General features: G+C 66.0%; 13 protein-coding genes and 1 other RNA gene. 2 read left to right on the forward strand and 12 right to left on the reverse strand.

Annotation, left to right across the window (positions count from 1 at the left end; all coding sequences use genetic code 11):
- Positions 1–23: 23 nt before the first annotated feature.
- Positions 24–393: a transfer-messenger RNA gene (gene ssrA / locus RU09_RS18345) on the reverse strand.
- 142 nt (positions 394–535) lie between these two features.
- Here ssrA and RU09_RS15455 point away from each other — a divergent pair.
- Positions 536–1204: an SIMPL domain-containing protein gene (locus RU09_RS15455; RefSeq protein WP_042541760.1), complete on the forward strand. Its 669-nt coding sequence runs from the start codon at positions 536–538 to the stop codon at positions 1202–1204.
- Positions 1205–1213: 9 nt separating this feature from the next.
- On the opposite strand, the gene hflX is transcribed toward RU09_RS15455, so the two are convergent.
- Positions 1214–2725 (reverse strand): GTPase HflX, encoded by a 1512-nt coding sequence (gene hflX, locus RU09_RS15460; RefSeq protein ID WP_042541761.1) that lies wholly within the window; start codon positions 2723–2725, stop codon positions 1214–1216.
- A 68-nt stretch (positions 2726–2793) separates the two neighbouring features.
- Between hflX and RU09_RS15465 the strand changes: the two genes are divergently transcribed.
- The gene (locus RU09_RS15465) at positions 2794–3435 is read left to right on the forward strand and encodes a class I SAM-dependent methyltransferase (RefSeq protein WP_042541762.1); all 642 of its coding nucleotides are present in this window, start codon (positions 2794–2796) and stop codon (positions 3433–3435) included.
- 18 nt (positions 3436–3453) lie between these two features.
- On the opposite strand, the gene RU09_RS15470 is transcribed toward RU09_RS15465, so the two are convergent.
- The 10 genes from RU09_RS15470 to RU09_RS15515 all read right to left on the reverse strand — a co-directional run bounded on the left by RU09_RS15470 (position 3454) and on the right by RU09_RS15515 (position 11373).
- Entirely contained in the window at positions 3454–4107 is a 654-nt protein-coding gene (locus RU09_RS15470) for an HAD family hydrolase (RefSeq protein WP_042541763.1), read from the reverse strand.
- Positions 4107–4979 (reverse strand): diaminopimelate epimerase, encoded by an 873-nt coding sequence (gene dapF, locus RU09_RS15475; protein ID WP_042541764.1) that lies wholly within the window; start codon positions 4977–4979, stop codon positions 4107–4109. The genes RU09_RS15470 and dapF overlap by 1 nt, the downstream gene beginning before the upstream one ends.
- Positions 4980–5001: 22 nt before the next feature.
- Positions 5002–5475, reverse strand: coding sequence for a GNAT family acetyltransferase (locus RU09_RS15480; protein WP_042541765.1), 474 nt, complete (start codon positions 5473–5475; stop codon positions 5002–5004).
- A complete protein-coding gene (locus RU09_RS15485) occupies positions 5468–5995 on the reverse strand; it encodes a dihydrofolate reductase family protein (protein ID WP_042541766.1) in 528 nt (175 codons plus the stop codon). The genes RU09_RS15480 and RU09_RS15485 overlap by 8 nt, the downstream gene beginning before the upstream one ends.
- A 59-nt stretch (positions 5996–6054) precedes the next feature.
- Positions 6055–6993, reverse strand: coding sequence for a tRNA (adenosine(37)-N6)-dimethylallyltransferase MiaA (miaA, locus tag RU09_RS15490; RefSeq protein WP_042541767.1), 939 nt, complete (start codon positions 6991–6993; stop codon positions 6055–6057).
- A gap of 14 nt (positions 6994–7007) precedes the next feature.
- Positions 7008–8555, reverse strand: coding sequence for a tRNA (N6-isopentenyl adenosine(37)-C2)-methylthiotransferase MiaB (miaB, locus tag RU09_RS15495; RefSeq protein WP_042541768.1), 1548 nt, complete (start codon positions 8553–8555; stop codon positions 7008–7010).
- 70 nt (positions 8556–8625) lie between these two features.
- Positions 8626–9069: a regulatory protein RecX gene (locus RU09_RS18975; RefSeq protein WP_231567627.1), complete on the reverse strand. Its 444-nt coding sequence runs from the start codon at positions 9067–9069 to the stop codon at positions 8626–8628.
- Between the two features lie 435 nt (positions 9070–9504).
- Positions 9505–10548 (reverse strand): recombinase RecA, encoded by a 1044-nt coding sequence (recA, locus tag RU09_RS15505; protein ID WP_042541770.1) that lies wholly within the window; start codon positions 10546–10548, stop codon positions 9505–9507.
- Between the two features lie 267 nt (positions 10549–10815).
- The gene (locus RU09_RS15510; protein ID WP_042541771.1) at positions 10816–11040 is read right to left on the reverse strand and encodes a DUF3046 domain-containing protein; all 225 of its coding nucleotides are present in this window, start codon (positions 11038–11040) and stop codon (positions 10816–10818) included.
- Between the two features lie 24 nt (positions 11041–11064).
- Positions 11065–11373, reverse strand: coding sequence for a helix-turn-helix domain-containing protein (locus RU09_RS15515; RefSeq protein ID WP_042541772.1), 309 nt, complete (start codon positions 11371–11373; stop codon positions 11065–11067).
- Positions 11374–11479: the final 106 nt, after the last annotated feature.

Consider the following 11479-nt stretch of genomic DNA (forward strand, 5'->3'; position numbering starts at 1 on the left):
CCTTCTTGCTTGTGACAGCGACGTGGTGGAGCTGGGGGGAATCGAACCCCCGTCCAACGCTGAGTCTCCACGCCTTCTCCGGGCGCAGTCTGTGAAGACGTTCTACTCGGCTCCGACCTTTGTCACAGACACCTAAGTCGACGAGCCCAGCCTGGGAAGAGTCCCACGTGACGTCCAGACGCCATCACGCAGCAAGATTCCTAGATGACGCCAGGATCCGTATCGGAATCACATACGGCCTGACGGACTATCGGGCTCGCTTATGCAGCGAGGGCGAAGTCGTTGCGCTTGGTTTCGGCAACTATTGTTTTGCAGAGAGCGTTTACGAGATAACTCTGCATCCTCGGCCCGCTTCTCGTGGATTCACAGGCGCTGTCGAAACCGATCAGCCCCGTGGTCCTTCTCTCGAAGGAGCCGCTGTCACACTGTTGATTTTTCACCTCGGGAACCGGAGTCCCCGAGCCTCATAGACTACAACGTTCGCAGCGGCTGCGCCATTCCTGGGCTCCTCAGTGCGCTGGCGTAGAGTCGCGACATGAGCGAAGTCACCGTCACCGTCCGGGGCGAGCATGAGGCGCGGATCGCGCCCGAGCGCGCCACCATCCGCGTCAGCGTCCGCGCCGAAGGCGCCGAGCGAGCAGCAGTCGTCGACCGCGTCATGCGTCTCACCGAGCCTGTGCGCGAGAGCATCGTCGCACGACATGACACCGGTGTCGTCGTCGACTGGTCGAGCAAGCGACTGTCCGTGCGCGCCGAACGTCCGTGGAACAACGAAGGCAAGCGTCTCGCCCCCGTGCACTACGCCAGCATCGATCTGACTGCGACCTTCGCCGAGGCGTCCGAGCTCTCGCTCTGGGTATCGGACGTCTCGCCGTGGGACGGAGTCGAGGTCGGATGGGTCGACTGGCATCTCACGACCGAGACGCGCTCGCGGATCGAGCGCGAGGTCGCGGCGGCGGCAGTCGGAGTGGCTGTCACACGCGCGCAGGCGTACGCGACGGCGCTCGGACTCGGCACCGTCGTGCCTGTGGAGATCGCCGATGTCGGGCTGATCGCGCCGACACCCGTCCAGCCGTTCTCCGGCATGGCGAAGGTGCGCGGCGCCATGATGCAGGAATCCGACGCAGGCGGTGCGTCGATGGAGTACGAGCCTGACGAGATCGTCATCTCGGCCACCGTGGAGGCGCGCTTCCTCGCTCGCTGATCCGGGCCGTCAGGCGCTCACGGCGAACGGTGCGAGATCGGCCGCGAGCCGCTCCGACACACGCGCATGCACGACCGTGCCCTGCTCGCTGTGGTCCACCGACAGGAGCATCCCCGTCTCGTGGATCGCCGCGACCAGATCGCCGCGGTCATACGGAACCACCGCGTGAACCTCGACAGCGGGCTTCGGAAGCGCCTCTTCGATGGCTGCTCGAAGCTCCTCGATGCCCTCACCCGAACGCGACGAGACGAAATGCGCTTTGGGCTCGAGGCCCTGCAGCACGAGACGCTCATCGTCGGCGATGAGATCCGCCTTGTTGAAGACGACGATCTCCGGCATGTCACGCACGCCGACGTCGCCCATCACGTCACGCACGGTCTGCAGCTGACCGGCGGGATCGGGGTGCGATCCGTCGACCACGTGCAGCACGACATCCGCCTCGCCGACCTCTTCGAGCGTCGAACGGAACGCCTCCACGAGCTGGTGCGGAAGGTTGCGAACGAACCCGACGGTGTCGGTCAGCGTGTACACACGTCCGTCTGAGGTCTCCGACCGGCGCACCGTCGCGTCCAGCGTCGCGAACAGCGCGTTCTCCACGAGCACCCCGGCGCTCGTCAGGGCGTTGAGCAGGCTCGACTTGCCGGCGTTGGTGTAGCCCGCGATCGCGACGGACGGAATCGTGTTGCGCTTGCGCTCGGCCCGCTTCGCCTCTCGCGCCGGGCCGTAGTCGCGGATCTGTCGGCGCAGCAGCGCCATCTTGGTGCGGATCCGGCGACGGTCGAGCTCGATCTTCGTCTCACCGGGGCCGCGCGAGCCCATACCGGCGCCGCCGGCACCGACCTGGCCACCCGCCTGACGGCTCATCGAGTCACCCCAGCCGCGCAGACGCGGCAGCAGGTATTCGAGCTGCGCCAGTTCGACCTGCGCCTTGCCCTCGCGGCTCTTGGCGTGCTGACTGAAGATGTCGAGGATCACGGTGGTGCGATCGATGACCTTGACCTTGACGACGTCCTCGAGGGCTCGTCGCTGGCTGGGGGCGAGTTCGGTGTCGGCGATCACGGTGTCGGCGCCGGTGGCTGCGACGATGCCCTTCAGCTCCTGCGCCTTGCCTCGGCCGATGTAGGTCGCGGCATCCGGATGCGGTCGTCGCTGCAGAACGCCGTCGAGCACGACCGCGCCCGCGGTCTCAGCGAGGGCCGCCAGCTCACGAAGCGAGTTCTCCGCATCGTCCTGGGCCCCCTGCGGGTACACGCCGACCAGCACCACGTTCTCGAGGCGCAGCTGCCGGTACTCGACCTCTGTAACATCTTCGAGTTCGGTGGAGAGACCGCCGACGCGCCGCAGCGCATGACGATCCTCGAGGTCCCACTGGTCGCCGTCCGACGAGGCATGCGAGGCCGTCGACTGGTCTTGCAGCGCCTGCGCGGCGCCGAAGACACGAGCCTCCGTCCGCTTCTCCGCATTCGCGAGTACGCGATCGACTGCTTCGTCACCTGTGGAGTGTGTGGTGGTCTCCGTCATCCGTCCCTAATCTCTGGGTTTTGTTGCGAGCCTTAACCTTAGCCCGCGCTGTCCGCTACGCTCACGGTATGGGGTCCGACCATTACTTCACCGCGGCCCCGGCAAGCCCCGAGAACCTGCGATCGATCCGTGTGACGCTCGCAGGCCGAGAGCTGGACGTCACCACTGCTGGCGGCGTCTTCAGCCCGGATCGGCTGGATGCCGGTACAGCCGTCCTTCTCGCAAACATGCCCCCGGTTCCGCCGGGAGGCCATCTTCTCGACCTCGGAAGCGGGTGGGGGCCCATCACGCTGTCGATGGCGCTGGCTGCGCCCCATGCGACCGTGTGGGCCGTCGACGTGAATGAGCGGGCTCTCGATCTCGTGCGGCGCAACGCCGCGGCTCATGGTCTCAAGAACATCAACGCCTCCTTGCCCGAAGATGTTCCCGCCGACGTCACATTCCGCTCGATCCGTTCGAACCCGCCGATCAGAGTGGGCAAGAACGAACTTCACGGACTGCTCGAGAAGTGGATCCCCCGGCTCGACGAGCGCAGCGACGCCTGGCTCGTCGTGCAGCGCAACCTCGGCGCGGATTCGCTGCAACGGTGGATCGGCTCGACGTTCCACCCTGGTTTCAGCGTCCACCGGACCGCCACGTCCAAGGGGTACCGCATCCTGAAGGTGCGCAAGCACGGAACCCCTCCGACCGAGCCGATCACGCTCGTCTGAGCCCTCGCAGCGACGACGTCACCGACCCGCGAGTTCGGGAAGATCGCGCATATCCGTGAACACGATGGCGCCCTCGCGCTCCAGCCAGTCAGCTGGGGTGAGTCCGCCGGCATAGCCGAGAACACGCATGCCCGCGGCGCGGGCGGCCTGGACTCCGAATCGACTGTCCTCGACCACCACGCAGCGTTCAGGGCTGACGCCGAGCTGCTCAGCCGCGTGCAGGAAGAGATCAGGGGCAGGCTTGCCGTTCGCGACGTCGTCTGCGCTGAAGATCCGTCCGTCGAATCGCGGCAGGAGCCCTGTCTGGCCGAGCGTCCGCCGGATCTTCGCATGGGCGCCGCTCGAGGCGACGCACGTCGCCGTCGTGATCTCGTCCAGCGCTGCCTCGACCCCATCCACCGCCGTCAGCTCGCGCGCGAATGCGTCGAGATACCACGGCTGGTAGGGCGCCTCCCAGTCGTCGGGAAGCGGTCGTCCCCGGTGTGCTTCGACCTCAGCGCGGAAGTGCGCGGAGGAGCGTCCGACGAACCGGTGCAGGATCTCGTCGTGGGAGAGAGACCACCCGAGATCTGCGAGAACCCTGCGATCCACCTCGATCGACAGCTTCTCGCTGTCTACGAGCACCCCGTCACAGTCGAAGATGACCAGGTCGATCTGGCCGGTCGTCGACATCAGATCAGGTCGACCTCGCCGCTGAAGACGAGCTGGGCCGGCCCGGAGAGGGCGACGTGCTCACCGTCCTCTGCAGGGAACATGCGCACACCGAGAGTGCCGCCCGGGACCTCCACGCGCCAGTTGTCGGGTGCCTTCGAGCCAGCCCAGTAGCGCACGGCAAGAGCCGTGGCCGCGACACCCGTGCCACAGCTGAGGGTCTCCCCCACGCCGCGCTCTGAGACGCGCATCGAGACGTGTCCGATGCCGTCCCTCACCAGCGGCTCCCCCGGGACGACGAACTCGACGTTCGCCCCCGCGGGAGGGGCGGGATCGAGCACGGGAGCGCGGTGCAGCTCGAGAGACGACAGCTCCGCCTCGGAGGCGAGTGCGACCACGACATGCGGATTTCCGACGTCGATGCCCAGACCGGGTCTCGTGACAGGGAGCCCGTCGGCAGTGACGAGCGGGTCATCGCCGGAGAGCTTCCACAGGCCGAGATCCACCTGGTACCCCGTCTCGCTGCGCGTCACGTCGCGGACACCCGCACGCGTTCCGATCGGGAGTGTGGAACCGGGCTCGATCGTGGCGAGGCCGGAGCGCACGAGATAATGCACGAAGACGCGGATGCCGTTGCCGCACATCTCAGCGATGGACCCGTCTGCATTGCGGTAGTCCATGAACCACTCGGCGGCGGGCTCCTCTGCGAGAGCAGCCTGCCCGTCTGCGATCGCCGCAGAGCGCACCACACGAAGGATGCCGTCGGCGCCGATGCCTCGGTGTCGATCGCAGAGGATGGCGACCTGCTCAGCGCTCAGTTCGAGAGCGCCGTCGGGGTCGGCGATGATGACGAAGTCGTTGCCGGTGCCGTGTCCTTTGGTGAATGCGACCATCCACCCAGTCTAGAGATCTCGGCTATGCGTCGACGATCAGACGCCTGCCCGTGTTCGACACCGAGAATCGCTCGTATCCGAGGTCGTCGTAGAAGCCCAGCGCTTCCTCGTTGCCCTCTCTGACCATGAGCTGCACCTTCGGGCAGCCCATTTCCAGAAGAAGTCGCTCGGCTTCGCGCACGAGAGAGCGCGCGATCCCCTGATGACGGTGCGACCGGGCGGTGGCCAGGTAGTACAGCCATCCCCTGTGCCCGTCGTAACCCGCCATCACGGTGCCGATGATCCGCGCTGATGTCGACCGTTCCTCGTCCTCGACGACCAGGAACAGCTCGGGCTGCACCGTGAGCTTGCGCTCGATGTCGAGCCGGGGGTCGTTCCACGGCCGCGTGAGGCCAGCCTCGGTCCAGAGAGCCACCACAGACTCCGTATCCGCACGATCGAATGCGCGGACCTCCCAGGTCTCGTCCGAGCTCACGGGAGTCGACGGCTCAGCCATGCAGCACACGGTAACGGCCGCACATGAAGTTGCGGTTGCGTGCGACCTCGAGAAGCTCGAGGTCCAGTGCTCTCGGCAGCAACGGCGCCCCCGAGCCGAGTGTCACAGGCGCGTACTGCACCCACACCTCGTCGAGAAGACCGGCATCGGCGAACTGCCCGGCCAGGTCGCCACCGCCGACGACCCACAGATCCTTGCCCCCGGCGGCCGCGACCATCTCGGAGTGCACGGCGGCGACGTCACCCTGCGCCGCGCGAATGTCAGCGCCGGCCGGAAGCTCGAGCGGTCGGTGGGCGAAGACCCATGTCGGCTGCTCGTACCCCCATCGCCCTTCCTCGTGGCGCATGACCCATTCGTATGTCGATGCTCCCATCGCCAGAGCACCGATCGTCTTCTCGAAGCCGGCGTACGACATGGGTCCTTCTTCGTCGATGTCCTGCTTCAGCAGCCAGTCGAGGGAGTGCTGATCAGTCGCGATGAAACCGTCGATGCTGCTCGCGGTGTAGAAGTGGGTGGCCATTGATCAACCATCTCACCAGGCACCGACATCCAGCCACCGAGATCGGTGAGTCTGCGGGCTCAGGGGGCGACGAGCGAAGCGGCGTCCACCGGTGGTTCGTGCCATGTGAGGCCGGGATAGCGCTTGAACCACGACACCTGGCGGCGGGCGTAGCGGCGGGTGAGCGCCTGTGTCTCGGCGATCGCCTCGGCCTGAGTGAGCCGGCCATCGATCTGGGCGAGCGCCTGGCTGTAGCCGATGGCGCGCCGAGCTGTCACGCCGTTCTCGAGCCCCTCGCGACGGAGCCCCTGCACCTCGTCGACCAGGCCCGCTTGCCACATGCGCTCGACGCGGGCGTCCAGCCTCTCGACCAGGGCTCCGCGGTCGACGTGCAGGCCGATGAGACGCGTGTCGGCCTGCCAGAGCGCGGGCTGTTCCGGCAGAGACGCGCCGTGCGTGACGCTGCCCTGCTCGAGGACTTCGAGCGCACGGATCACTCGTCTGGCATTCTTGGGGTCGACGCGGGAGGCCGTCGCGGGATCGAGCTTTCGCAGCCGGTCGAGCATGCCACCGACACCCTCGCTTTCGAGCTCGCGTTCGAGCCGCTCCCGGATCACCGGATCACGCGGCGGGAAGGCGAAGTCGAACACGACGCTGGACACGTACAGACCCGATCCGCCCACGAGGATGGCGTCGGCCCCGCGTCGCTGGATGCCGGTGATCACGGACCGCGCCAGCGGCTGGTACCAGGCGACGGCGGCTTCCTCCTGCACCTCCCGCACGTCGAACAGGTGGTGGGGAATCCCCCGGCGATCGTCCGGGGCGAGTTTCGCCGTGCCGATGTCCATTCCGCGGTAGAGCTGCATGGCGTCGGCGTTCACGATCTCGGCGGCGTTGCCTCGGCTGCGCAGCACCTCAGCGAGATCGAGGGCGAGATCGCTCTTGCCCGTTCCTGTCGCGCCCACGATCGCCCAGAGCCGCGGAACCCTGTCCGCGTCGCTCGACGCCGGATCAGTCATTCCTCGAGCAGTGGTCACCTGCCGACGCGGAGCGTCGGCAGACCGAGGGATACGGCACGGGTGCCATCGCCGGACGTCTGTGCCGGCACAGCACAGGACTCCGCCTGTCCTCGGTCCCAGGCGTCCCCGCCACGCGTGCGACGGATCCGCAACGGGAGGCCTGTCGGGTCGTCTGCGAGCAGGTGGAAGGGCGCCGCATGGGTGATCGTCACCGAGACGACATCACCGGGCCGTGGGACAGCGGAACCGGGAGTGACCTCGAAGTGGACGAGTCGGTTGTCCTCGGCGCGTCCGGTCAGACGGTGGGTCTCGGCATCCTTCTTGCCTTCACCCGTCGACACGAGGACATCGACCTGGCGTCCGACCTGCTTCTGGTTCTCCTCGAGGGAGATACGCTCCTGAAGCGCCATGAGCCGGTTGTAGCGCTCCTGCACCACAGCCTTGGGAATCTGGTCCTCCATGGTCGCGGCGGGTGTGCCCTCACGGATCGAGTACTGGAACGTGAACGCACTCGAGAACCGGGCCTGTTCGACCACCCGCATCGTGTCTTCGAAATCCTCCTCCGTCTCACCGGGGAATCCGACGATGATGTCGGTGGTGATCGCGGCGTGCGGAATACGATCACGGACGCGATCGAGGATCCCGAGGAATCTCTCGCTGCGGTACGACCGGCGCATGGCCTTCAGGATGCGGTCGCTGCCGGACTGGAGCGGCATGTGAAGCTGCGGCATCACGTTGGGAGTCTCTGCCATCGCGTCGATCACATCGTCGGTGAAGGCGGCGGGGTGAGGACTCGTGAAGCGGATCCGCTCGAGCCCGTCGATCTCGCCTGCGGCGCGGAGCAGCTTGCCGAAAGCCTGTCGATCCCCGAACTCCACGCCGTAGGAGTTGACGTTCTGTCCGAGCAGAGTGACTTCGATGGCGCCGTCTTCGACGAGCAGGCGGATCTCATTGAGGATGTCGCCCGGGCGGCGGTCTTTCTCCTTGCCCCGAAGACTCGGAACGATGCAGAAGGTGCACGTGTTGTTGCACCCGACCGAGATCGACACCCAACCGCTGTGCGCAGAATCGCGCTTCGTCGGAAGCGTCGAGGGGAACACCTCGAGCGACTCCAGGATCTCGAGCTCGGCGTCACCGTTGTGGCGCGCGCGCTCGAGAAGGCCGGGAAGCGAACCCATGTTGTGCGTGCCGAAGACGACGTCGACCCACGGCGCTTTCTCGAGCACGGCCTGCTTGTCCATCTGCGCCAGGCAGCCGCCCACGGCGATCTGCATCCCGTCCTTGCGTCGCTTCACCGAGGCGAGCTGGCCCAGGGTGCCGTAGAGCTTGCCTGCGGCATTGTCGCGCACCGCGCACGTGTTGATGATCACCACGTCGGCCTCGGCACCGTCAGTCGCGCGGACATATCCTGCGCTCTCGAGCGAGCCAGACAGTCGCTCGGAATCGTGGACGTTCATCTGGCAGCCGAAGGTGCGGACCTCGTAGGAGCGCTGGCGTCCATCAAGATCGATTGCTGCCGACGATGACGCGATGATCGTCGGCTCACTGCGAGGGATATTCATGATCCCCCCATTCTACGAGCGGTTGCGCGACACCGCCGCTGAGGCGAGGGGCTCGAGCCCCTCGCCTCAGTCAGTCCGAGTCGACGAATCGAACCCCGGATGAAGACGAGCCGAAAGAGGCCTCAGCAAGGGCAGACTTGGCGGCTGTCATCGCGACCGAGCCGTTGTAGCCACGGCGGGACAGCTGACCGACCAGACGTCGCAGCGCTGTGTCGCCGTCGAGACGAGACATGGCTCGTGCTTTCGAGCGTGCGTACTCGAGTGCGCGCTCGGCGTCATCGTCGGGAACGTCGTCAAGCGCCGCATCGATCACATCGCGAGGGATGCCCCGTTGCGAGAGCGCCCTCGACAGCGCAACTCGCCCCTGCCCCTTGCGCTCGATCCCGGATGTCACCAGTTGTCCGGCGAGGAGCGTGTCGTCGAGGTACCCTCGTCGACAGAAATCATCGATCACATCATCGATCGCACCCGCATCGAGCCGCACGGCGTTCTTCTCATGGCCCCTCAGCACCATCCGCGCTTCCGACAGAGAGAGCGAACGAGTCCGCAGCTTGCGGACGAGGAGCTCTTCTGCGTCGGCACGCAACTGAGAGGGGTCGACGCCCGGGACATCGTCAGAGCCCAGATCCTGCGACTGCAACGCGCGCAGACGCGGTGCGGACCGAGCCGCCGCGCCGCGAGCAGGATGTCGTTCACTGGGCCCACGAGAGTCGATGGGCGCGACGGGATTCGAATCGCGGCTCGAGACGCCCCCTGTCGACTGCCACACCCCGGCGTCGGGCGCCGAACGAGCTGTCGCGCTTTCGACCTCCGGACCTTCCCGGTCGACCGACTTCGCGCGTGTGTCGTCACGACCGAAAAGGGGGATGATGGGGGCGAGCTGCTCAGGCCCGCCCCCTCCATCACTCATGGTTCACTCCGGGTGTTCCCCAACCGCGAACCATCACGCTCATGCCGGACGACGCTCGGCGAGCTCGTCAGCAGGCGCCTCGGTGGCTCCTCCGATGCCGAGCTTCTGCTTGATCTGCGTCTCGATCGCAAGCGCGACATCGGGGTTCTTGAGGAGGAACGTCCGCGCGTTCTCCTTGCCCTGGCCCAGCTGGTCGCCGTCGTAGGTGTACCACGATCCGGACTTCTTCACGATGGCGTGCTCGACACCGAAGTCGATCAGGCTGCCCTCGCGCGAGATGCCGACGCCATACAGGATGTCGAACTCCGCCTGCTTGAACGGCGGTGCCATCTTGTTCTTCACCACCTTGACCCTGGTGCGGTTTCCGACTGCATCGGTGCCGTCCTTCAGCGTCTCGATGCGGCGGATGTCCATGCGAACCGACGCGTAGAACTTCAGCGCCTTTCCACCCGCGGTGGTCTCGGGCGATCCGAAGAAGACGCCGATCTTCTCGCGCAGCTGGTTGATGAAGATCATCGTGGTGTTCGTCTGGTTGAGTCCACCCGTGAGCTTTCGCAGTGCCTGCGACATCAGTCGAGCCTGCAGACCCACGTGGGAGTCACCCATCTCGCCCTCGATCTCCGCCCGAGGCACGAGAGCCGCGACGGAGTCGATGACGATCAGATCGATGGCGCCGGAGCGGACGAGCATGTCCGCGATCTCGAGCGCCTGCTCACCCGTATCGGGCTGCGAGACGAGAAGAGCGTCGATGTCGACACCGAGCTTCGCGGCGTAGTCGGGGTCGAGCGCATGCTCGGCATCGATGAAGGCGGCGATCCCGCCGGCACGCTGGGCGTTTGCAATCGCGTGCAGCGTGAGCGTCGTCTTACCCGAGGACTCGGGGCCGTAGATCTCGACGATTCGTCCACGCGGAAGCCCTCCGACGCCGAGGGCGACATCGAGAGCGATCGAACCGGTCGGAATGACGGCGACGGGTGCGCGCTCGTCGCTGCCCAGTCGCATGACCGAGCCCTTTCCGAACTGACGGTCGATCTGGGCGAGTGCTGTCTCGAGGGACTTCTCGCGGTCAGCGGGTGATGGCATGACGTGCTCCTTATGCTCGCGTGGTGCCGCCTGTAGGCTGTCGCGGTCCTCCCGGCTGGGCGGAACTCTCCGACAAGGCGTATGGCTCTTCGGCTTGCTGTTCACCGTACGAGGGGCCTCGGACATTGCGTCGTCAGCTCCGCGAAACAGGGAGAACACCGTCTCCGAACCACTTGTGCAGAAGACTACGCCCGTTTCGAACACATATTCGACGACACGCCGTCACGGCATGTCGTTAGTCGAACGCTCGTCGTATGCGTCGGAGGGTCATCGCTTGCGCGGCTCGAGGCGCCCGGCGCCGTGCCGCCGCTCCTGAGGCACATCGGTCTCGGCGCACAGCGCCAGCCAGATGTCACGCGGGGGAACGCCCGCGTCCAGAGCCTGGTCCGCAGTGCGTCCGGCGAGCTGGGTCAGAATGAGGTCACTGACGAGCGACGACCCTCGACCACCGAATTCCGCGTCGACTGCGCGGAGGAACTCACTGCGACGCATCAGAGAACGAAGAGAATCCGACGCTCAGTGAAGCGAAAGCTCTGGCTCGACGGAAGCCACGAGGTCATCGGGAACGACATCGGGGAAGACCTGGATGCCCTCGAGAACGGAGATGCGGTCGCCGACCTCTCGCATGATGATCGAGATGGGAACATCCAGAGCATCGGCCACCGAGGCGAGAATCTCGCTCGACGCCTCTTTCTGGCCCCGCTCGACCTCACTGAGATAGCCCAGGGCCACGGATGCCTTGCTTGCAACCTGCCGGAGCGTACGCCCCTTCTGCAGGCGGAAGTCCCTCAGCACATCGCCGATTTCCTGTCGTACAAGAATCATCGGAACCTCCTCCCAGATCGCCTTCTCGAGGTCTCCCTCGAGGAGACCGCCAGTCTAGTCCTACCGACCTTCACAAAATCTACCTTCGCACGCTGTGCTTTCGGTG

Source organism: Microbacterium sp. MEJ108Y (assembly GCF_000834175.1).
GTDB lineage: Bacteria > Actinomycetota > Actinomycetes > Actinomycetales > Microbacteriaceae > Microbacterium > Microbacterium forte.